Source organism: Streptomyces toyocaensis (assembly GCF_000725125.1).
In the GTDB taxonomy this organism is placed as follows: domain Bacteria; phylum Actinomycetota; class Actinomycetes; order Streptomycetales; family Streptomycetaceae; genus Streptomyces; species Streptomyces toyocaensis.
The window spans coordinates 194,775-213,714 of the sequence record NZ_JFCB01000008.1 but is presented as its reverse complement, the minus strand read 5'-3'; the positions used below and the strand labels follow the sequence as shown (position 1 = coordinate 213,714).

Sequence of the window (18,940 nt, the reverse complement as noted above, 5' to 3'; positions counted from 1 at the left end):
CGCGCCCCGGACCCCCGTCGGCCCTGAAGAGGCCTCGTTCTCAAGCGCGGGACGGGCTGGTCGATGCCGGCCAGGCCTCCGCCAGCATCTTGCGGGTGTCCGCCAGCAGCTGCGGCAGCACCTTCGTGTGGCCGACCACCGGCATGAAGTTCGTGTCGCCGCCCCAGCGCGGGACGATGTGCTGGTGCAGGTGCGCGGCGATGCCGGCGCCCGCGACCGATCCCTGGTTCATGCCGATGTTGAAGCCGTGCGCGCCCGACGCCGTGCGCAGCGCCGTCATCGCCTGCTTGGTGAGCTCGGCGAGTTCGGCCGTCTCCGCCCGCGTGAGGTCCGTGTAGTCGGCGACGTGCCGGTAGGGCACCGTCATCAGGTGCCCGCCCGTGTACGGGTAGAGGTTGAGCACCGCGTACACCAGCTCTCCGCGCCGGAGGACCAGCCCGTCCTCGTCGGACTTGGCGGGGAGGGAGCAGAAGGGGCAGCCGTCGTCGGCGCCCGGGCCGCTCGGCTTGTTCTCGCCCTGGATGTAGGCCATCCGATGGGGCGTCCACAGACGCTGGAACGCGTCCTGCGTGCCCACTCCCCACTGCTGCTCCGGCTCACTCGTCATGTGTGCAGCATATGGCGTCACCGCGGGACCACGGGAAAGGCCCCCGGGTTCACTCCCGGGGGCCTCGCGGTCGTGCGCGCGGTCAGACCTGCGTCCGCTCCTCGACGACCTTGGCGATCTTCGCGATGGCCTCGTCGACGGGGATGCCGTTCTCCTGCGAGCCGTCGCGGTAACGGAAGGAGACCGCGCCGTTCGCCATGTCCTCGTCGCCCGCGATGACCATGAACGGCACCTTCTGCTTCTGGGCGTTGCGAATCTTCTTCTGCATGCGGTCCGAGGAGGAGTCGACCTCGACGCGCAACCCCTGCTTGCGGGCCGCGTCCGCGAACTTCTCCAGGTACTCGACGTGGGCGTCACCGATCGGGATGCCGATCGCCTGGACCGGGGCGAGCCACGCCGGGAACGCGCCCGCGTAGTGCTCGAGGAGCACCGCGAAGAACCGCTCGATGGAGCCGAACAGCGCGCGGTGGATCATGACCGGGCGGGTCTTGGAGCCGTCCGCGGCGGTGTACTCCAGGTCGAAGCGCTCCGGCAGGTTGAAGTCGAGCTGGATGGTCGACATCTGCCAGGTGCGGCCGATGGCGTCCTTGGCCTGGACGGAGATCTTCGGGCCGTAGAAGGCGGCGCCGCCCGGGTCCGCCACAAGCTCCAGGTTCTGCTTCTCGGCGACCTGGCGCAGCGTCTCGGTGGCCTCTTCCCAGGCCTCGTCGGAACCGACGAACTTCTCCGGGTCCTTGGTGGACAGCTCCAGGTAGAAGTCGGTCAGACCGTAGTCGCGCAGCAGGTTCAGGACGAAGGTGAGGGTCCTGTCGAGCTCCTCGGACATCTGCTCGCGGGTGCAGTAGATGTGCGCGTCGTCCTGGGTGAAGCCGCGGGCCCGGGTCAGGCCGTGCACGACGCCCGACTTCTCGTACCGGTACACGGTTCCGAACTCGAAGAGGCGAAGCGGCAGTTCACGGTACGAACGGCCGCGCGCGTCGAAGATCAGGTTGTGCATCGGGCAGTTCATGGGCTTGAGGTAGTAGTCCACGCCCTCGTCGAGCTGCATGGGCGGGTACATGCCGTCGGCGTACCAGTCCAGATGGCCCGAGGTCTCGAAGAGCTTTCCCTTGGTCGCGTGCGGGGTGTAGACGAACTCGTAGCCCTCCTCCTCGTGCCGGCGGCGCGAGTAGTCCTCCATGACCCGGCGGACGATGCCGCCCTTGGGGTGGAAGACGGCGAGGCCGGAGCCGATCTGCTCCGGGATGGAGAACAGGTCGAGTTCGGAGCCCAGCTTGCGGTGGTCGCGCTTCTCGGCCTCGGCGAGGAACTCCAGGTGTGCCTTCAGCTCCTCCTTGGAGGGCCAGGCGGTGCCGTAGATGCGCTGGAGCATGGGGTTCTTCTCGCTGCCGCGCCAGTAGGCGGCCGCGTTGCGCATCAGCTTGAACGCCGGGATGTTCCGGGTGGTGGGCAGGTGGGGACCGCGGCAGAGGTCCTTCCAGCACAGCTCGCCGGTCTTGGCGTCGAGGTTGTCGTAGATCGTCAGCTCGCCGGCGCCGACCTCTACGTCCGCGCCGTCGTCGTGCGACGCGGAGCCCTTGAGACCGATCAGCTCCAGCTTGTACGGCTCGTCGGCGAGCTCCTCGCGGGCCTCGTCGTCGGTGACGACACGGCGGGAGAAGCGCTGGCCGCGCTTCTGGATCTCCTGCATCTTCTTCTCGATGGCCTTGAGGTCATCGGGGTGGAACGGCCTGTCCACGTCGAAGTCGTAGTAGAAGCCGTCCCGCACCGGGGGGCCGATGCCCAGCTTGGCCTCGGGGAACAGCTCCTGCACGGCCTGGGCCATGACGTGGGCGGTGGAGTGGCGCAGGATGTTCAGGCCGTCCTCGGAGGAGATCTGCACACCCTCGACGGTCTCGCCGTCCTGGACCTCGTGGGAGAGGTCCTTGAGCTCGCCGGCCACGCGCGCGGCGATGACCGAGCGCTCGCCGGCGAAGAGCTCGGCGGCCGTAGTGCCCGTCGTCACCACGCGTTCTTCCCGCTCGGAATCGCGTTGGATGATCACACGGACGTCTGACACCGGTCTCTCCTGACTGAAGGCTTGAGGTGCGGCGCCATACCGGAGCGCACGCATGGGTGCGATCGTACCGACCCGGGACCGCCCTCCGCGAAATCAGTCTCCGCAGTCGGGACCGCAGGCCTCGCCGAAGAAGGCCGCGGTCTCGGCATTCGCCTGGAGCGCCTTGAGCAGCCGGTCCCGCTCGGCCTCGTCGACCTGCACCGGTACCAGCTCGGTGACGTCGGTGAGCCGGCGGAAGCCGCCGCGGCTCTCCAGACGCCCCCGTACCCGTACCGGCAGGCCCACGAGGTGCGCGTGCCCGGCGACGCGGTAGTCCTCCTCGCCGAGGATGATCCGGACGTGCCCGACCTCGGCACCGGCGAGCACGCGGAGCCGGATCGTGCCCTCGCCGCGGGCACCGGACCGGTGCATCCGGACGACGGTGCCGGTGATCCGAACGGTGACGGACGGTTCCGCCCGCCGGTAGCGCAGACCGGCCTCGCGCAGGAAGGGCAGGTCGCCGGGTGAGAACCCGACCGGTTCCGCGGCGGTCGCGCAACCCTCGGGCACACCGGCCGCCGGAGCCCAGGCCACGCCGACGCGGGCACCCTCGGAGCCCTGGACGAGGGCGACGAGGGCCTCGGTGAGCTCGTGGCTGACGCCCGCCGCGACGGCGGTGTCGAAGGCGTCCGCGCCACCGGTGGCCCGGCGGTGGTCGATGGCCTCGCGGGCGGCGTGGAGGGCGTGATGGAGGCGTACGGCGAGGGACCGGCCGGTGGTCACGGGGGCGAACGCGGTCAGCCGGCGTCCGCCCTGCGCGGGTCCCACCAGGACGGTGTCCAGCGCGGCGGCGGCCGGGCGGCGGTGCCGCGCGCCGTGGAAACCGGTCCGGGCGCGGGTGGCGAGGGCGGCGGCGAGCAGGGTCCGGCGGGCGGCGGAGCGCAGTTGCTCCTCCGCGGTCCAGACGGTGGCGCCGCCGGGGCCGGCGGGTGTGTCGCGCCACCAGTGGATCTCGTCGCTGGGCACGGCGAGGGAGAGCAGGATCTCCCGGGCGGACGGCGTGCCGCTGCGGGACAGCGCCTGCAGTGCCTCGGTGAGCAGGTCTTCGCTGTCGGGGAGGGCGCGGCTCACCGGGACGAGCAGACTGGTGCCGGTGCCCGGTCCGGGCGGGGTCCAGCGGCCGTAGCGTCCGGCGGCACCGCCGCGCCGCTGCCAGCCGTGCCGGTGCAGCAGGGCGGTGAGCACGGCCGGGTCGGTCCCGGTGGGGTCGGGCGGCCCCGCGTCGAAGGCGTCAGCGGGGTGGGGGCGTACGGACCTCGGGGGTTCCCCGGTCGGGCGGTGCGTCACGGTTTTCCTCCCGTCCCGACCCGCGTCATGATCTCGCACAGCGCCCGGTCGTCGAAGATGCGTGAGGTGGGGATCCGTACGGTGGTGCGGCGCCGGCCGGTCACCGGGTGACCGGCGAGGTTCGTCCAGTAGCAGCAGTGCCGCAGATCGAGCCGGTCGTGGCCGGCGCGCAGCCAGTCGTCCTGCGAGCGCGGCACGATCATCACGACCAGGATCTTGTGCACCGACACCGGAGTGCGGGCGAGCTTGGCCAGGTGGGCGTTGTCGAGGGTGAACGAGAAGAACCGGCCCGGCGGGTCGGGGGCGATCTGGTAGGTCGCCTTCAACTGCACCTTGACGGTGACCTCGTCGTCGACGGTGTGCCCGGCGGCGCTGTGGCTGACGTGCCAGTCGATGCCGTTGTCCGGAAAGGGCTGGGAGAGTGAACAGCCCGCGGCCGCCGCGACGGCGTGCAGATAGCCGACCTGCAGGGTCTCCATGCAGGCGGTGGTGGCGAGGGTGCCGCGGGAGGGTGGCGGGCGCTCGGGCAGCAGCCCGCCCCGCTCGGGCTGCGCGATGGCCATGGCCAACAGCCTTCCGAAACAGTCGTGTCCCCGGTGCGGGTCGCTGAACTGCAAGGACCCGTAATCCTGTTGTCTCCTTCCGGCGTACGGGGCAAACAGCCCGGGTATCACCGGACCGGGCAGTGGACGGAGCGTCAACTGCCACTGGTGTACGAGGGGTTGTTGGGCATGGCGTGCTGGCACGAAGGGCCGTTGGCCGCTTTCGACACGGAGACGACGGGCGTGGACGTCGAGACCGACCGGATCGTGTCGGCCGCTCTCGTCGTCCAGGACGCGCCGGGCACCCGGCCGCGGGTGACCCGCTGGCTGGTGAATCCGGGGGTGCCGGTGCCGGCCGGCGCGACGGAGGTGCACGGGCTGACGGACGAGCATCTGCGGCGCAACGGCCGCTGGCCGGCGCCGGTGATGTACGAGGTGGCCGAGGCGCTGGCGGAGCAGGCCCGGGTGGGCCGGCCGCTGGTGGTGATGAACGCGCCCTTCGATCTCACGTTGCTGGACCGGGAGTTGCGCCGGCACCGGGCCTCGTCGCTGGGACGCTGGTTCGAGCGGACACCGCTGCTGGTGCTGGACCCGTGGGTGCTCGACAAGCACCTTGACCGCTATCGCAAGGGCCGGCGCACGCTGACCGACCTGTGTGCGCACTACGGCGTCGAGCTGGAGGCGGCGCACGACGCGGCGGCGGACGCGGCGGCCGCGCTGGAGGTCGCCAGGGCGGTCGGACGGCGTTTCGCGTCGCGGCTCGAGCGGCTGTCCCCCGGTGAGCTGCACACCCTCCAGGCGGTGTGGCACGCCGCTCAGGCGCGGGGTCTGCAGGCGTGGTTCGCGCGCAACGGCACGGAGGAGGTGGTGGACCCGGCCTGGCCCCTGCGCCCGGACCTGCCGGCGGCGGCGTGAGCCCGCCGGGCCGGGCGCACGGTTCTCCCACCGCGGTCAGCGGCCCTTCTCGGCCCCTGGAACGCCGAACGGCGCCCTCACCTGGAAGGGTGAGGGCGCCGGTCCCGGCTGGTGGGCGATACTGGGTTCGAACCAGTGACCTCTTCGGTGTGAACGAAGCGCTCTCCCACTGAGCTAATCGCCCGGGAACGCACTGAACCATACAGGCCCGGGGACGCTTCCTTCAAACCGCTTCCAGGTGCGCGGCAAGTCCGCGCCGGCCGGCCCGCATCATCACCGCGTGGTTGAGACGGAAGACGGGCCGGCCGGGTACGGCGAGGAGACGCAGCAGCGGTTTGCGGAGGTCGACCTCCTGTTCGTAGTGGGCGAGACAGCCATGGACTCCCAGGCGGGTGACGGTCCAGCGGGCCCAGCCGTCGATGTCACCGGACAGACCGGCCTCCAGGACCCCGGTCTCCCGGTCGCGCCGCCCCTCGCGCAGCGTCGAGGTCAGGTCGTAGGGCAGGAGGGAGCGGATCGTGATGATCCCGGTGGTGTCGTCGAGGCGCGTGACCTCGCGCACCTGAGGCCACCACAGGGGGTATTCCTCGATCCGTTCCAGGGCGCCGTACACCGTCGGGGCGGGCGCGGACAGGGTCCACAGACTGCGGAAGCGGTAATGGTTCCAGTCCATCTACGGAGTGTGCCCGTCCGCGCCCGGGTCGTGCCTACGCGATCCGGTCCCCCGGCAGAGCGAGGCCCGCGGAGAGCACACGCGCTTGTAGCCGTCCTCCCACCGCTGCCGTCGGCCTGACCGTTCGCCGGCAGGCCGTCGCGGAAGTTCTCCAGGCTCGGATTCCCCGCGTCCGCCTGCGTCTTGAGGTCCAGCAGAACACCGCGCTTGTCGTACTTGCACAGGAAGCAGACCGTATTCCGGAAAGCGTCCGGCGGATTGCCGCCGGGGGCCTGGGCCTGGAACGTCCCCCCGAACGCTCCGTAGTCGGTGAATTCAGGCTCGATACCGATCTCCGGGAACTTCTTCTCGAAGAGCGCGACGGTCTTCTTGATGGCGATGGCGATGGCGCGGGGCTCACCACCTCACCGGGCGTGACGGAGTGTGACCGCCCCGTCTCCGGGCGGAACGGCCGGACAGGGAAGCCACCGGGGTCCCCGCCCCACGACGAGGCGGCCCGGCTCACGATTCGTGAGCCGGGCCGCCTTGTGATCCGGTGGGCGATACTGGGTTCGAACCAGTGACCTCTTCGGTGTGAACGAAGCGCTCTCCCACTGAGCTAATCGCCCGGACGCAGGAAGAACATTACCCCATGTCAGGCAGTGCCCGTGACCGGCGGAGGGCGGTGCGCGCACCCTCCGCCGCGGCTCACTGGTTCTCGATCTTCCAGGGCATCACGAGGCCGAACTTCCACAGGTAGACCGCGACCAGCGCGGCCACGATCACCAGGCCGACGGAGGTCAGGATGATGTTCCGCCGCCGCACCCTGGGGTCCAGGGCTCGCTGAGCCGCCTCGGTGACCTTGCGCTTGGTCCAGCGCAGCACCAGCTGGGCCCAGACGAACTCGGTCGCCCAGATCGCCATCCCGCCGAAGATCACGACCCAGCCGGGACCGGGCAGGACCAGCATCGCGGCGCCTGCCGCCACGACCGCGAGGCCGACCACGAAGACACCGACCTGCCAGCTGAGGTGCAGTGCCCGGCGTGCCCTGACGAACTCCGGCGCCCGCGATCCGAGCGCCCGCTCCTCCCGGCTTCCGCTCTCGTCCACCGTCACCCCGTCGGCCGTCAGCACGGCCTCGCCAGACTTGTTACTCCCCGTGTTCATACAGCCAAACCCTACCCGAGCGAATCACATCACCGGAATGGGCGCACGCCGCGAACGATCTCTCGGCCGGAAGAGTTACGTAATCCCACGCAAAACACTCAGAGGGGTTTACAACGGCACCGTAGGTGGCATGTCGATTTCGCCGACGTGCGAATCCCCGAGCGCACACTGAGCGAAAGGCCCTGGCGCTTATGAACACCACGGTCAGCTGCGAGCTGCACCTGCGCCTCGTTGTGTCGAGCGAGTCCTCCCTGCCTGTCCCCGCAGGCCTGCGGTACGACACGGCCGACCCCTACGCCGTGCACGCCACCTTCCACACCGGAGCCGAGGAGACCGTCGAGTGGGTGTTCGCCCGCGACCTCCTGGCCGAGGGACTTCACCGCCCCACGGGCACCGGCGACGTCCGCGTCTGGCCGTCGCGCAGTCACGGCCAGGGCGTCGTGTGCATCGCCCTGAGCTCGCCGGAGGGGGAAGCCCTGCTCGAGGCCCCCGCACGGGCCCTGGAGTCCTTCCTGAAGCGCACAGACGCCGCCGTGCCGCCCGGCACGGAACACCGGCACTTCGATCTCGACCAGGAGCTCTCGCACATCCTGGCGGAAAGCTAGGCGAGGCTCACCAAGCCGCCCGGCGCCGTCGACTCGGGGAGACGGCGCGGGCCCGGACAGCCGCATACGGGCAGCCGCATACGGCTCACACACGACGGCGCCGACGCCGCGGAGTTCCGCGGGCGGCGCCGTCGTGCTGTGCGCGTGCGGGACGGGGGCGTGACTCGGTGTGACCGGGAACGACCGGGGGCGCTCCGGCGTTGATTCGAAGCCATGTGCGGAGCGGGGAGGTGCGGTGCGCGCCGGAGCCACTACCATCGGCCAGCATCGGCGGGCGTCCGCCCGACCCCCCAGGCCAGGGAGCGAATCGTGCTGATCACCCACGACACCCGGTGCGCACTCGACACCGTGGTGGATCTGGTCAACACCGCGCCGGAGGACGACACGACACCGGACGGACTGGCGGACGTCGCCGCCCTCGAGGTTTTCGTGCGGGACCACCAGGTCAGCGAGGTCGGGGTGCTCACCGAGTTCGACCTTGCCGCGGTGCGCAAGATCCGCGCCCGCTTCGCGGCGGTCTTCGCCGCGCCCGACGCCCGCGCCGCGGCCGGGATGATCAACGAGCTGATCGCGGCCGCGGGCACCACCCCGCGGCTCACCGACCACGACGGATACGACTGGCACGTGCACTACTTCGCACCCGGCGCCTCCGTGGCCGACCATCTCGCCGCCGACTGCGGGATGGCGCTGGCGTTCTTCGTGGTCGCCGGGGAGCAGGAGCGGCTGCGCCGCTGTGAGGCGCCGGACTGCCGGCACGCCTTCGTCGACCTCTCCCGCAACCGCTCACGCCGCTACTGCGACAGCCGCACCTGCGGTAACCGCCTGCACGTGGCCGCCTACCGGGCACGACGCAAGGAGGCGGCGGGCTGACCGCAGGCACGCGCCCGATGCTCCCGCCGACCCAGTGACGTCGGTTCCGTGCCGACGCGGTCCCGACGGGTGACGCCGGGCACCGCGGGTACGGCTCACAGCCACAGCAGGTCGTGCAGAGCAGCCGTGAGCAGCAGACACCCGATCACCGCAAGGAAGATCATCAGCGGTGGCTGGGAAAGGGCGAAGAGACATCCACGCGGCTCGTCCTGCTGCTGCGCGGCATCGCTCTGTGTCGTGTCCAGCATCTCGCGGCGATGATGACGCATCGGAAGCGCCCGACGCGATCAACACTCACGGAAAGCGTGCGACGTCGCCGAATACGCGATCAACGGTCCGGGTTGTGATCACTTCCGGGCGGTCCTGGACGTCCTGTGACGTTTCCGCCGGTCACCGGCGTCATATGCCGTGCTTCTTGAGGATGGCCTCGATGTCGCTGAAGTCGTCGTCACCCTTCGACGCCGGCGCCTGGCGGGTCGCCGGCCGGGACTGGCCCAGTGCCGGGGCCGAGGCGCCCGGGGCCACCGCGCCGGGGGCTTGTGCCGACTTGGCGGCGGCCCTGCGCTCCTTGCGGGTGCCGCCACGACGGCGCTCCACCGTCCGTGTGGTCGCGAAGAGCACCCAGGACAGACCCAGCAGTCCGAAGCCCGCCCAGGCCGTCGGGCTGAAGGCGGTGTCCGCGAGCCAGTCGACGACGCCGGTCATCACCAGTCCGACGGGCACGAGCGAGTAGGCGGCGATGCGGACCGCGGCGAGGAAGCGCTTGCGGTAGGCCGTGACCACCGCGATGCCCAGGCCTGCCGCGGAAACGGCGGAGCAGACGGTCTCGGCAATCATCCGGTCCTCCAGGCAGGGTGCGGTCGCCTCGGTGCTGTCCCTTCCATCCTGCACCTGCCGGACCTCCCGGGGCCATGCTCCGGCCGGACATCAGGGACATCTCCGGGTCGGGTCCTTCGCAGGTGCCGGTACGGCCGGGGCCCGGTTGGGTGGTGCCGGGCCGGGCTGGGAGACTGTGGACCATGAGCGACCCCTCCCCCGTCCGCGCCGCGGACACCGCCGTCCTCGACGTCTGGTGCGAGCTGCAGTGCCCGGACTGCCGAAGCGCCCTCGACGACCTCCGCGCGCTGCGGGCCCGCTACGGCGACCGGCTGGAGGTGCGGCTGCGGCACTTCCCGCTCGAGAAGCACAAGCACGCCTTCGCCGCCGCCCAGGCCGCCGAGGAAGCGCTGGAGCAGGGACGGGGATGGGCGTACGTCGAGGCCGTGCTGGAGCGGGTCGAGGAACTGGACCGCCGGGGCGAGGCCTTCCTCGTCGAGGTCGCCCGGGAACTCGGACTGGACGCCGAGGAGTTCGACACCGCGCTGATCGACGGACGGCACATCCTGATCGTGGACGCGGACCAGGCCGAGGGCAAGGCGATCGGAGTGACCGGTACTCCGACGTACGTCGTCGGCGGTGAGCGCCTCGACGGCGGCAAGAGCCAGGAGGGTCTGCGCGAGCGCATCGAGGAGATCCTGGACCGCCTGCCGCGGGCCGGGCAGCGGGACTGACCCGGCCGCTACAGCAGCGCCTTGTAGACGGAGAACTCCGTCGCGCTGTACCCGAGCGAGTCGTAGAGCCGCTCGGCCGGCGCGTTGCCGGCGAACACGTTCAGCCCGATGGCCCGCTTCCCCGCGGCGACCGCCTGGGCCTCGGCGAGCAGCATGAGGCTGCGTCCGTGCCCCCGGCCGCGGTGGGCGGGGTCGGTCTCGACGTTGAAGACGTAGGCATGTTCCCCGGTCACCGACAGCCACAAGGTGCCCACGGCGTCGCCCCGGTGTTCGAGGACGCTGAAGAGCATGCCCTCGGTGGCGCGGCTCCCGGGCAGCAGCACGACGTGGTCGTCCACCGCCTTGGCCCGTGCCTCGGCCTCCGGCACTCCGCGCTCGGTCCAGTGTCGCGCGTAGTCCCGCTGGGCCCTGGCCACCCAGGGTCCGAACTCGGTGTCGGTCATCGGCCGCGCCGCGCTGCCCTCCGGCAGGGCGGGCGGGATGTCGCCGAGGGGCTTGGTCAGGTTCCGGTTGCGTACGACGTAGCCGAGTGCCGTGGCGAGCGCGAGGGCGGTACCGGAGTCCGCCGGGACCGCCGCCTCGATGCGGCGGCACCCCCAGCCGCGCGCCACCTCCTCCGCGGCGAGGGCGGCCACCGTGCCCCTGCCGCGCCGCCGGTCCGGTTCGTCGATGCGCAACGTCATGATCCGGGCCACGGCGTCACCGAAAACGGGATGCGTGCCGAGGTGGACGGTCCCGACGGGCCGGCTGTTCACGCACACCTGGTAGCGGCGCGAGCGCGTGCCGTCGGGGTTCTGCTGAAGCGGCTCGGCCGGCCGCAGGGTGGTGGTCATCACGGATGTTCTACCCTTCCGCCCGCCGCCCACCACCGCCCTCGACCGGGGACCCGGGACCGGCCGAACCTCCGGTTCCTCACGGGTCCAGGTCGGCCCCGGAGCGCTCGTCGAAGATCCGCATGGCCTTGGCGGTCACCGGGCCGGGGGCGCCTGGCAGTTCACGGTCGTCGACGCGGTGCACGGCCTGCACGTCGCGCAGGGTGGAGGTGAGGAAGATCTCCTCGGCCCGCCCCAGGACGTCCATCGGCAGATCGGTCTCCTTGGCGCCGGTCCATTCGACGACCAGGGCACGGGTGATGCCCGCGAGACAGCCGGACGCGACCGGCGGGGTGTGCAGCTCGCCGTCGAGGACGACGAAGACGTTGGACCCGGTGCCCTCGCAGAGGCGGCCGACGGTGTTGCCGAACAGCGCCTCCGAGGCGCCCTGTTCCCGGGCGCGGGCGAGAGCGACGACGTTCTCGGCGTACGAGGTGGTCTTCAGGCCGGTGAGCGCACCGCGCTCGTTGCGCGTCCAGGGGACGGTGACGACGGCGGTGGAGTCGGGGCGGCGGGCGGTCCCGCCGAGGGCGACCACGAGGGTCGGGCCGTGCTCGCCGCGGTCCGAGCCGAGCGGGCCGTGACCGCCGGTGTAGGTGAGGCGCAGCCGGCCGAGCGGCACGGGGTTGGCCTCCAGGACGGCGGCGCAGGCGCGGCGGACCTCGTCCAGGTCGGGGTCGGGCAGCCCGAGCCCCCGGGCCGACCTGGTCAGCCGGTCGAGATGCCGGGTGAGCGCGAACGGCCGTCCGTCCACGGCCTTCACCGTCTCGAAGATGCCGTCGCCCACGGTCAGTCCGTGATCGAAGACGGAGACACGGGCGGACTCGATGTCCTGCAGCCCGCCGTCGAGCCAGATCTTCACCTGTAGGTCCCTTCACTCACCTCGTACGTTCCCGACGCTACCGCGAGCAGCCGGGAGGCCTTCAGTTCGGTCTCCCGCCACTCCCCCTCGGGGTCGGAGCCCCAGGTGATCCCGGCGCCGGTGCCGAACCGCAGGACCGCGCCGCCGTCCGCGTCCCGGTCGATCCAGAAGGTGCGGATGCCCACCGCCAGCTCGCCGGTGCGGCGGTCGGCGTCGACCCAGCCGATGCCACCGCAGTAGGGGCCGCGGGGCGCGGTCTCCAGGGCCTCGATGATCCGCAGGGCACTCGACTTGGGCGCGCCGGTGACGGAGCCGGGCGGGAAGGCGGCCGCGAGGAGGTCCGGCCAGCCCGCACCGGGGCGCAGTTCGCCCCGCACCGACGACACGAGGTGGACCAGGCCCGGGTGCTTCTCGACGGCGCACAGGTCGGGCACCGTCACCGTGCCGGTGCCGCAGACCCGGCCGATGTCGTTGCGGACCAGGTCGACGATCATGACGTTCTCGGCGTAGTCCTTCTCCAGCAGGTCGGCCTCGGTCCGGCCGGTCCCCTTGATCGGCCCGGACTCGACGACCGGCCCCTCCCGGCGCAGGAACAGTTCGGGGGACGCGGTCGCGATCTCCACTCCCCGCCCGGGCAGCCGAATCGTTCCGGCGTACGGCGCGGGGTTGCCGCGGGCCAGCAGGGCGGTGAGGGCGTCCACGTCGGCGTCGGACGGCACGGGCGCGGACAGGACGCGGCAGAGGTTGGCCTGGTAGACGTCGCCGGCGGCTATGTGGTCCCGGACGCGGCGGACGCCCGCCGTGTACGCGGCGCGGTCCAGGGAGGACGTCCAGTCACCTGCCGCCGGTCCCCGCCAGGCACCCGGCACCGGGACGGGAACCGGCTGCTCCCCGACCTCCCGGAAGCGCGCGCAGGTCAGACGGCCCTCGAAGTCGGCGGCGACCGCCCAGAAACCCGTGGAGTCCAGGGCCGCGGGGTCGTCGGTGACGTCGAGCAGTCCGGTGGCGACGCGGTTGCCGAAACGGGCGAGAGGTGGGAGGTCGAGCACGTGACGAGTCTATGGCGGGCGCGCCTCGATGACGTGGTCACGCCCGTCACGGGGCCGCCGGGCACGTCCGTGAGCAGGCGCAGCGCAGCACGCTGCACAAACGGGTTTTTGTGCTGGCCCCGGAATCCGCTAGAGTTCACTTCGTCGCCGGGACGCGCAAGCCGACCGAAACGACAGGCGGACGTAGCTCAGTTGGTAGAGCGCAACCTTGCCAAGGTTGAGGTCGCGAGTTCGAGCCTCGTCGTCCGCTCGAAGGAAGAGGGGGCATCCCGGTCCCCTACACTCCTGGTGGAGTGGCCGAGAGGCGAGGCAACGGCCTGCAAAGCCGTCTACACGGGTTCAAATCCCGTCTCCACCTCCAAGGACGATTAGCTCAGCGGGAGAGCGCTTCCCTGACACGGAAGAGGTCACTGGTTCAATCCCAGTATCGTCCACTGGATCTCCGGATCCCCCGCGCGATTAGCTCAGCGGGAGAGCGCTTCCCTGACACGGAAGAGGTCACTGGTTCAATCCCAGTATCGCGCACGCAGTGCCCGCGATCGGCTTCATGCGGTGATCGTGGTCCCGAGGACGATTAGCTCAGCGGGAGAGCGCTTCCCTGACACGGAAGAGGTCACTGGTTCAATCCCAGTATCGTCCACACCACTCGAAGCCCCCGGTCGGTGGACCGGGGGCTTCGGCGTGTGCGGGTCAGCTGGAGAAGAGCATGTGCCCGAAGCTCTTGTGGCGGCGGTGCCCGTAGTGGCCACCGTGCCCTGCGCCCCAGGCGGGAGGCTGCGGGGCCGCCGGGTACGCCTGCGGGGCGGCCGGCGGGGCGGGGGGCGCGGGCTGGGCCCACTGGGACTCCAGCCGGGTCAGCGACTCCAGCTCGCCGTAGTCGAGGAAGATCCCCCGGCATCCGCTGCACTGCTCGATCTGGACGCCGTTGCGGTTGTAGGTGTGCATCGGAGCACGGCACTTCGGACACTGCATGATCGGGTCAACTCCTCGCCGGTGGTTTCCGCTTCGCGTATCGCCGGGACAGACTCCGTCCGGCCGCGGGTCGGTTGCACCCTACGTCGCGAAACTTCGCCTCAACCGGGCGGGCCGACGGGGTCGACGGCGGCCATGCGCGCGCAGGCGTCGACCAGCGACTGCTCCACCTCGCCCAGCGGCCGTCCGGCCACGACCGCCTTGGTGACGGCCCGGGCGGCGGTCTGCGCCGTGAGGGCGCGGGCCGGGACGTCCAGCGTGGCCCAGGGGTCACCGTCGGCCGGTACGGCCGGGCCGCCGGCCGCGCGGTAGGCGGTCAGGAAGCGGTGCCACTCGTCGGGGGTGAGCAGTCCGCAGGCGTACCAGGCCGCCGGACGGGCCAGGTCCCACGCCGGGACGCCCGTGCCGAGGTCGTCGACGTCGATCAGCAGCCAGGGACCGCCGGGCGCCGGGTGGCGTATCAGCTGGCCGAGGTGGAGGTCGCCGTGGCAGAGCGTGGTGGTGTCCGGCATGGGGACCTCGCCGCGGGCCCACGGCGGGAGGGCGGACCAGGCGTGCAGGACCGGCTCGGTGCCGGGGTGGTGGGGGGCGGTCTCCCGGAGGCGGGCGATGGCGTGGGCGGCCTTCTCGGGGCCGCGCATGGGGGGTACGGCGACGGGGGGCGGGGTGCGGTGGAGGCGCGCGAGGAGGGTGGCCACGGCCTCCCAGGGGGCGGCGTCGGGGTCGTCCGGGTCCACGGGGGTGCCGTACGGCCAGTGGGTGACGAGCCGTCCGTGCAGCGTGACGGGTGCGGGGGCGAGCGGAGGGAGGAGGATGCCGTGCAGCCGGGCGGCGGCGGTGACACGGAGGGTCAGCCGGGCGGGGTCGGTGCCGGGGGCGTGGGCCTTGGCGACGGTGCCTGCGTGGCGGACGACGGTGGTGTCGTCGCGTGCGGTGAGGGTGACCGCTGTGCAGCCGCACGGGTGGGCGTTGTCGCGGGCGTGGGCCGTCGCCGTGACATGGGTGGTCAGGGCGGGGAGGAGGTCCGTGGTCACGGGGGTGAGGGTACGCGTGCCGCGGCCGCGCGGTGCCCGGCGATCCGGCCGCGCGCGGGGTGTGCCCCGTGCGGGTGCCGACCGGGGGCGTTGGCGCGGCCCGGCGCGTGCGGGGTGCCCCCGTGCAGGTACGGCGGGGGGTTGCGCGACCCGGCGCGTGCCGGGTGCCGTCGCGCCCACCCGTGCCGCCCCAGCGGCACGACTGCCCGCGGAAGCGGCGGCGGCCGGCGGGAGCGGCAGTAGCGGCGGCAGGCAGGGGCGTACGGCGGGGCGGCCGGCAGGCGCTGCCCGAGCCCCCACCGACAGAGCAATGCCGGCGCAGCTCCCCAGCTGCGCCGGCATTTTGCCGTCCGCCGCACCCCCGTCCCCACGGGGTTTCATGGGTGGATGTCCCCGCCCGGACCGCTCTTCCGGGCCTGGGGTCGCCGCTCAGCGCCCCAGCATCTCTCCCACGGACGACGCCTGTGTGGTCACCGTCTCCCACCCGTCGAAGACGAGGAGGAGCAGGACCGCCAGGGGGAGGGCCATCAGCGTCGCCACCAGCGGGTGGCGACGGCCCTCGCCGTGTTCCCGCGTGCGGACCGCAGTCCGCGGTGCCGTGTACGCCATGGCCCCTCTCCTGACCGTTCTGTTGTGTCACTGGCAGCGGCGGGTGTCCGACCTCGGGGGACGAGTACCGCACCCGCCGCTTGACCTCAAATCTAGGGGCCCGGCGCTCCCCGGGCGTCATGCCCTCGTACCGATTGCCGGGCCTCCCGGAGGATGAGCCGCGACCTGCGCCGTACTCCCCTGGTTGGAGACGGGCTCCTACGCCTCAGGGACATCCCCGAAGGGCCGCCCGGTCCGCCCCGCTTTCTCCGACCCGTCCTCCCGCGGCACCGGCTGTTCCACCAGCGCGAGCACCCGGTTCGCCATGAACCGCGCCGTCCGCACGACAGCCCCGGTTCGGGTGACTTCGCTCACTTCGACCACCCCCCGGCGCACCGCCGTCTCCACCCTGCGCCCCGCCCTGCTCGCCACCACCTCGTACGTACGCGTCGTGTCCCCCGCATCCACGACGATCTCCACACGGTCACCCTTCACGCGATCAATCCCCCTCCGGTGTCGGGTGGTTGGGATCACCCGCCGCACGAACCCGGCCTGTTCGCAGGCTCCCTGACCACCCTTCAAGTCTCCCACCCACCACTGACAATCGATCGGTTCGAGAGGGCGCGGCCTCTGCGCACGGGCCGCCGTGGAAACGTAAGCTGTGGCACGTCACAGGACCGGGCAGCGGGGATGAACATGGCGATGATGCGCCTGAGGCGCGAGGACCCGCGCGTCGTCGGCTCTTTCAGGCTTCACCGACGGCTCGGCGCGGGCGGAATGGGCGTGGTCTACCTGGGCTCCGACAAGAAGGGGCAGCGGGTCGCGCTGAAGGTCATCCGCCCCGATCTGGCGGAGGACCAGGAGTTCCGCTCACGGTTCGCGCGCGAGGTCTCGGCGGCCCGGCGCATCCGTGGCGGCTGCACAGCCCGGCTGGTGGCCGCCGACCTTGACGCGGAGCGGCCGTGGTTCGCCACGCAGTACGTGCCCGGCCCGTCGCTGCACGACAAGGTCGCCGGCGAGGGACCGCTCGGCGCGGCCGAGGTCGCCGCCGTCGGAGCGGCGCTCTCCGAGGGACTGGTCGCCGTGCACGAGGCCGGTGTGGTGCACCGGGACCTCAAGCCGTCCAACATCCTGCTGTCCCCGAAGGGACCCCGGATCATCGACTTCGGCATCGCCTGGGCGACGGGCGCCTCGACGCTCACGCACGTCGGCACCGCGGTCGGCTCCCCCGGCTTCCTCGCCCCGGAGCAGGTGCGCGGCGCGGCCGTCACCCCGGCGACGGACGTCTTCTCGCTGGGCGCCACGCTCGCGTACGCGTCGATGGGCGACTCCCCCTTCGGGCACGGCAGTTCCGAGGTGATGCTCTACCGCGTGGTGCACGAGGAGGCCCAGCTGCACGGCGTTCCCGACGCGCTGGCCCCGCTCGTGCGCGCCTGTCTGGCGAAGGACCCCGAGGAGCGGCCCAGCACGCTCCAACTGTCGCTGCGGCTGAAGGAGATCGCCGCGCGGGAGGCCCAGGGCCTCGCCGACGTCCGGCCGCCCGCGCCGCGCGCCCCCGAGGCGGACCGGCCCACCGGACGCCTCGCGGACACCCATCCGGAGCGCGGGCAGCGCCGCCAGGGCGGCCAGGGCACCCCGCCGCCGCGCGGACGGGGACCCGCGCCCAGGAACACCGGTTCGGCCCCCGGACGCGCCGGCCGGGGTGTGCCGCCCTCCCGGGGCGCCGGGACCGCCCGTGACAGCTCACCGCGCGAGGGCTCGCCGTCCCGCGGCGGTGTGCGCCGCACGCCGACGTCGCGGAACACGACGCGGTCCGGCACCGGCTCCCGTCGTCCGGGCGCCCGGTCGACCGGGACCGGCCTCCGCCCGGCCAATCCGCGACTGCTCAGGCAGCGCTTGTTCGTCTTCGTCGTCGTGACGCTGGTCGTCGCGCTGGGCATCGCGCTGGTCCAGGGCTGCCAGGGCCCCGGGTGAGGACCCGGCGGCGTCGGATGCGTCCGGGCCGCTGCTCCCGGGGACGCCCTGCGGCCACCGCGCAGAGGTGTGCGGACCCGTTCGCCGGCGGCGGCCAGGGCGCGGCCGGACGGACCGGCCCCTTCCGCGCCGGTGACCGGAGGACCGCATCCAGAGGCGCAGTCCGGGGAGGACGGCACGGCGTCCTCATGGCTACGGCGCACCCGTCGGCGCGCGCCGCCCGGCACCCGGCACCCGGCACCCGGGGGAACATCAGCAGGGCGAGGACCCGGCACGCCGCGAGGCGTACCGGTGAAGTGATCCGCAGACTGTGGGGTCCCGCCAGGAAACGGCCTTCCCACGGCATCGCCAGGATCGGGCGGGCATCGGCGAGCCAGTCGACGTCCGGGTCGACGCCCAGGGCCTCTCACCCGGGTCCGGCGCGGCGTTCCGTGGAGGTTCTCAGCGCCTCGTCGCGTAGAAGGCGACGGCGGACGCCGCGGCGACGTTGAGGGAGTCCACCCCTTCGGCCATCGGGATCCGCACCCACTCGTCGGCCGTGCGCAGGGCGTCGGCCGACAGACCGTCGCCTTCGGTGCCGAGCATGAGCACCAGCTTCTCGTACCGGCGGGCAGCCAGTTCGTCCAGCGTGATCGACTTCTCGTGGAGGCACAGGGCAGCCGTCACGAACCCGTGCTCGCGGAAGACCGCGAGATCCTTCGGCCAGGAGGTCAGCCGCGTCCAGGGGACGTGGAAGACAGCGCCCATCGACACCTTCACGGCCCGGCGGTAGAGAGGGTCGGCGCAGCGTGGGGTGAGGAAGACGGCGTCGACGCCCAGAGCGGCCGCGTTGCGGAAGGCAGCCCCCAGATTGGCGTGATCGACCAGGTCCTCGAAGACGGCGACGCGCCGGACCGCGGCCCTCTGCGGGTCTGCGGGCGGCGACGCGCCGGCGGCCCGGCCGACGGTACGGAGCAGGTCGGCCACCGTGGGCAGCGGTGTGCGCTGCATGGAGGCGAGCGCGCCCCGGTGCACGTGGTAGCCGGTGACCTCTTCGGCGAGCTCGGGGTCGACGACGTACACCGGGGCGTCGGAGCGTTCGATGACGTCGCGCATGACGTCGACCCACTTCGCCGACAGGAGCATGGACCGCATGGCGTAGCCGGCGTCCCCGGCCCGCCGGATGACCTTCTCGCCCTCGGCGATGAACAGGCCCTCGGCGGGCTCGCGCCGACGGCGCAGTTCGACGTCGGTCAGGCACGTGTAGTCGTGCAGGCGAGGGTCGCCGGCGTCCTCGACGGTGATGATGTCGGCCAT

21 protein-coding genes, 7 tRNA genes and 1 pseudogene are annotated in these 18,940 nt (G+C 72.1%); 10 read left to right on the top strand and 19 right to left on the bottom strand.

The window, feature by feature from the left end:
* Positions 1 to 40: 40 nt before the first annotated feature.
* The 4 genes from BU52_RS12295 to BU52_RS12280 form a co-directional block, all read right to left on the bottom strand.
* Positions 41 to 607, bottom strand: coding sequence for an HIT family protein (locus tag BU52_RS12295; protein WP_037932527.1), 567 nt, complete (start codon positions 605 to 607; stop codon positions 41 to 43).
* Positions 608 to 689: 82 nt separating this feature from the next.
* Positions 690 to 2,666, bottom strand: a complete 1,977-nt coding sequence (gene thrS / locus BU52_RS12290; RefSeq protein WP_037932525.1) for a threonine--tRNA ligase — start codon at positions 2,664 to 2,666, stop codon at positions 690 to 692.
* A gap of 93 nt (positions 2,667 to 2,759) precedes the next feature.
* The gene (locus BU52_RS12285) at positions 2,760 to 3,992 is read right to left on the bottom strand and encodes a hypothetical protein (protein WP_037932524.1); all 1,233 of its coding nucleotides are present in this window, start codon (positions 3,990 to 3,992) and stop codon (positions 2,760 to 2,762) included.
* Positions 3,989 to 4,555, bottom strand: a complete 567-nt coding sequence (locus BU52_RS12280; protein WP_037932522.1) for a DUF4365 domain-containing protein — start codon at positions 4,553 to 4,555, stop codon at positions 3,989 to 3,991. The genes BU52_RS12285 and BU52_RS12280 overlap by 4 nt, the downstream gene beginning before the upstream one ends.
* Positions 4,556 to 4,723: 168 nt before the next feature.
* On the opposite strand from BU52_RS12280, the gene BU52_RS12275 reads away from it, so the two are divergent.
* A complete protein-coding gene (locus BU52_RS12275; protein WP_037932520.1) occupies positions 4,724 to 5,449 on the top strand; it encodes a 3'-5' exonuclease in 726 nt (241 codons plus the stop codon).
* Between the two features lie 109 nt (positions 5,450 to 5,558).
* Here BU52_RS12275 and BU52_RS12270 read toward each other — a convergent pair.
* The 5 genes and pseudogenes from BU52_RS12270 to BU52_RS12255 all read right to left on the bottom strand — a co-directional run bounded on the left by BU52_RS12270 (position 5,559) and on the right by BU52_RS12255 (position 7,268).
* Positions 5,559 to 5,633 (bottom strand) — tRNA-Val (locus tag BU52_RS12270).
* A 39-nt stretch (positions 5,634 to 5,672) separates the two neighbouring features.
* On the bottom strand, positions 5,673 to 6,122 hold the full coding sequence (locus BU52_RS12265) for an SRPBCC family protein (RefSeq protein ID WP_037932518.1): 450 nt from the start codon (positions 6,120 to 6,122) through the stop codon (positions 5,673 to 5,675).
* 107 nt (positions 6,123 to 6,229) lie between these two features.
* Positions 6,230 to 6,508, bottom strand: a pseudogene (locus BU52_RS37135) (sugar ABC transporter substrate-binding protein); the annotation flags it as partial.
* 150 nt (positions 6,509 to 6,658) lie between these two features.
* Positions 6,659 to 6,730: transfer RNA gene (locus BU52_RS12260), tRNA-Val, on the bottom strand.
* A 79-nt stretch (positions 6,731 to 6,809) separates the two neighbouring features.
* Positions 6,810 to 7,268 (bottom strand): TIGR02611 family protein, encoded by a 459-nt coding sequence (locus BU52_RS12255; protein ID WP_037932516.1) that lies wholly within the window; start codon positions 7,266 to 7,268, stop codon positions 6,810 to 6,812.
* 191 nt (positions 7,269 to 7,459) lie between these two features.
* On the opposite strand from BU52_RS12255, the gene BU52_RS12250 reads away from it, so the two are divergent.
* Positions 7,460 to 7,873, top strand: a complete 414-nt coding sequence (locus BU52_RS12250; protein WP_004002642.1) for an SsgA family sporulation/cell division regulator — start codon at positions 7,460 to 7,462, stop codon at positions 7,871 to 7,873.
* 309 nt (positions 7,874 to 8,182) lie between these two features.
* Positions 8,183 to 8,743: a CGNR zinc finger domain-containing protein gene (locus tag BU52_RS12245; protein WP_037932514.1), complete on the top strand. Its 561-nt coding sequence runs from the start codon at positions 8,183 to 8,185 to the stop codon at positions 8,741 to 8,743.
* Positions 8,744 to 8,838: 95 nt separating this feature from the next.
* Here the strand turns inward: BU52_RS12245 and BU52_RS35630 are convergent, their stop codons facing one another.
* Together BU52_RS35630 and BU52_RS12240 are read right to left on the bottom strand one after the other, a co-directional pair.
* The gene (locus BU52_RS35630; protein WP_167343513.1) at positions 8,839 to 8,991 is read right to left on the bottom strand and encodes a hypothetical protein; all 153 of its coding nucleotides are present in this window, start codon (positions 8,989 to 8,991) and stop codon (positions 8,839 to 8,841) included.
* Between the two features lie 151 nt (positions 8,992 to 9,142).
* Positions 9,143 to 9,580 (bottom strand): hypothetical protein, encoded by a 438-nt coding sequence (locus tag BU52_RS12240; protein ID WP_037932564.1) that lies wholly within the window; start codon positions 9,578 to 9,580, stop codon positions 9,143 to 9,145.
* A gap of 182 nt (positions 9,581 to 9,762) precedes the next feature.
* Here BU52_RS12240 and BU52_RS12235 point away from each other — a divergent pair, with 182 nt between their 5' ends.
* Positions 9,763 to 10,293 carry a DsbA family protein gene (locus BU52_RS12235; protein WP_037932512.1) on the top strand — a complete coding sequence of 177 codons (531 nt, stop codon included), beginning with the start codon at positions 9,763 to 9,765 and terminating at the stop codon, positions 10,291 to 10,293.
* Between the two features lie 8 nt (positions 10,294 to 10,301).
* Here BU52_RS12235 and BU52_RS12230 read toward each other — a convergent pair whose 3' ends face one another.
* From BU52_RS12230 to BU52_RS12220, 3 genes are all read right to left on the bottom strand, one after another.
* On the bottom strand, positions 10,302 to 11,126 hold the full coding sequence (locus tag BU52_RS12230) for a GNAT family N-acetyltransferase (RefSeq protein WP_037932510.1): 825 nt from the start codon (positions 11,124 to 11,126) through the stop codon (positions 10,302 to 10,304).
* A 79-nt stretch (positions 11,127 to 11,205) separates the two neighbouring features.
* Entirely contained in the window at positions 11,206 to 12,027 is an 822-nt protein-coding gene (locus BU52_RS12225) for an aminotransferase class IV (protein WP_037932508.1), read from the bottom strand.
* Positions 12,024 to 13,076, bottom strand: a complete 1,053-nt coding sequence (locus BU52_RS12220; protein WP_037932506.1) for a chorismate-binding protein — start codon at positions 13,074 to 13,076, stop codon at positions 12,024 to 12,026. The genes BU52_RS12225 and BU52_RS12220 overlap by 4 nt, the downstream gene beginning before the upstream one ends.
* A gap of 177 nt (positions 13,077 to 13,253) precedes the next feature.
* Between BU52_RS12220 and BU52_RS12215 the strand changes: the two genes are divergently transcribed.
* The 5 genes from BU52_RS12215 to BU52_RS12195 all read left to right on the top strand — a co-directional run bounded on the left by BU52_RS12215 (position 13,254) and on the right by BU52_RS12195 (position 13,716).
* A tRNA-Gly gene (locus tag BU52_RS12215) sits at positions 13,254 to 13,326 on the top strand.
* Between the two features lie 37 nt (positions 13,327 to 13,363).
* A tRNA-Cys gene (locus BU52_RS12210) sits at positions 13,364 to 13,437 on the top strand.
* A 1-nt stretch (position 13,438) separates the two neighbouring features.
* Positions 13,439 to 13,510 (top strand) — tRNA-Val (locus tag BU52_RS12205).
* Positions 13,511 to 13,529: 19 nt separating this feature from the next.
* A tRNA-Val gene (locus BU52_RS12200) sits at positions 13,530 to 13,601 on the top strand.
* A 43-nt stretch (positions 13,602 to 13,644) separates the two neighbouring features.
* Positions 13,645 to 13,716: transfer RNA gene (locus tag BU52_RS12195), tRNA-Val, on the top strand.
* 50 nt (positions 13,717 to 13,766) lie between these two features.
* On the opposite strand, the gene BU52_RS12190 is transcribed toward BU52_RS12195, so the two are convergent.
* The 4 genes from BU52_RS12190 to BU52_RS12175 all read right to left on the bottom strand — a co-directional run bounded on the left by BU52_RS12190 (position 13,767) and on the right by BU52_RS12175 (position 16,165).
* Complete coding sequence (locus BU52_RS12190) at positions 13,767 to 14,048, bottom strand: TFIIB-type zinc ribbon-containing protein (protein WP_078903206.1); 282 nt, start codon at positions 14,046 to 14,048, stop codon at positions 13,767 to 13,769.
* A 101-nt stretch (positions 14,049 to 14,149) separates the two neighbouring features.
* Complete coding sequence (locus BU52_RS12185) at positions 14,150 to 15,082, bottom strand: phosphotransferase family protein (RefSeq protein WP_037932502.1); 933 nt, start codon at positions 15,080 to 15,082, stop codon at positions 14,150 to 14,152.
* Between the two features lie 429 nt (positions 15,083 to 15,511).
* A complete protein-coding gene (locus BU52_RS12180; RefSeq protein WP_037932500.1) occupies positions 15,512 to 15,691 on the bottom strand; it encodes a hypothetical protein in 180 nt (59 codons plus the stop codon).
* Positions 15,692 to 15,889: 198 nt separating this feature from the next.
* Positions 15,890 to 16,165, bottom strand: a complete 276-nt coding sequence (locus BU52_RS12175; protein ID WP_037932498.1) for a hypothetical protein — start codon at positions 16,163 to 16,165, stop codon at positions 15,890 to 15,892.
* Positions 16,166 to 16,360: 195 nt separating this feature from the next.
* Between BU52_RS12175 and BU52_RS12170 the strand changes: the two genes are divergently transcribed.
* Entirely contained in the window at positions 16,361 to 17,644 is a 1,284-nt protein-coding gene (locus tag BU52_RS12170) for a serine/threonine-protein kinase (RefSeq protein WP_037932495.1), read from the top strand.
* A gap of 441 nt (positions 17,645 to 18,085) precedes the next feature.
* Here BU52_RS12170 and BU52_RS12165 read toward each other — a convergent pair whose 3' ends face one another.
* Positions 18,086 to 18,940, bottom strand: coding sequence for a TrmH family RNA methyltransferase (locus tag BU52_RS12165; RefSeq protein ID WP_037932493.1), 855 nt, complete (start codon positions 18,938 to 18,940; stop codon positions 18,086 to 18,088).

What these genes read in the sequence shown, in the direction of transcription:
- BU52_RS12295 (WP_037932527.1), bottom strand. Translation starts at nt 607, where the DNA reads ATGACGAGTGAGCCGGAGCAGCAGTGGGGAGTGGGCACGCAGGACGCG.
- BU52_RS12280 (WP_037932522.1), bottom strand. Translation starts at nt 4,555, where the DNA reads ATGGCCATCGCGCAGCCCGAGCGGGGCGGGCTGCTGCCCGAGCGCCCG.
- BU52_RS12275 (WP_037932520.1), top strand. Translation starts at nt 4,724, where the DNA reads ATGGCGTGCTGGCACGAAGGGCCGTTGGCCGCTTTCGACACGGAGACG.
- BU52_RS12265 (WP_037932518.1), bottom strand. Translation starts at nt 6,122, where the DNA reads ATGGACTGGAACCATTACCGCTTCCGCAGTCTGTGGACCCTGTCCGCG.
- BU52_RS12255 (WP_037932516.1), bottom strand. Translation starts at nt 7,268, where the DNA reads ATGAACACGGGGAGTAACAAGTCTGGCGAGGCCGTGCTGACGGCCGAC.
- BU52_RS12250 (WP_004002642.1), top strand. Translation starts at nt 7,460, where the DNA reads ATGAACACCACGGTCAGCTGCGAGCTGCACCTGCGCCTCGTTGTGTCG.
- BU52_RS35630 (WP_167343513.1), bottom strand. Translation starts at nt 8,991, where the DNA reads ATGCTGGACACGACACAGAGCGATGCCGCGCAGCAGCAGGACGAGCCG.
- BU52_RS12240 (WP_037932564.1), bottom strand. Translation starts at nt 9,580, where the DNA reads ATGATTGCCGAGACCGTCTGCTCCGCCGTTTCCGCGGCAGGCCTGGGC.
- BU52_RS12235 (WP_037932512.1), top strand. Translation starts at nt 9,763, where the DNA reads ATGAGCGACCCCTCCCCCGTCCGCGCCGCGGACACCGCCGTCCTCGAC.
- BU52_RS12230 (WP_037932510.1), bottom strand. Translation starts at nt 11,126, where the DNA reads ATGACCACCACCCTGCGGCCGGCCGAGCCGCTTCAGCAGAACCCCGAC.
- BU52_RS12190 (WP_078903206.1), bottom strand. Translation starts at nt 14,048, where the DNA reads ATGCAGTGTCCGAAGTGCCGTGCTCCGATGCACACCTACAACCGCAAC.
- BU52_RS12180 (WP_037932500.1), bottom strand. Translation starts at nt 15,691, where the DNA reads ATGGCGTACACGGCACCGCGGACTGCGGTCCGCACGCGGGAACACGGC.
- BU52_RS12170 (WP_037932495.1), top strand. Translation starts at nt 16,361, where the DNA reads ATGAACATGGCGATGATGCGCCTGAGGCGCGAGGACCCGCGCGTCGTC.
- BU52_RS12165 (WP_037932493.1), bottom strand. Translation starts at nt 18,940, where the DNA reads ATGGCCGACATCATCACCGTCGAGGACGCCGGCGACCCTCGCCTGCAC.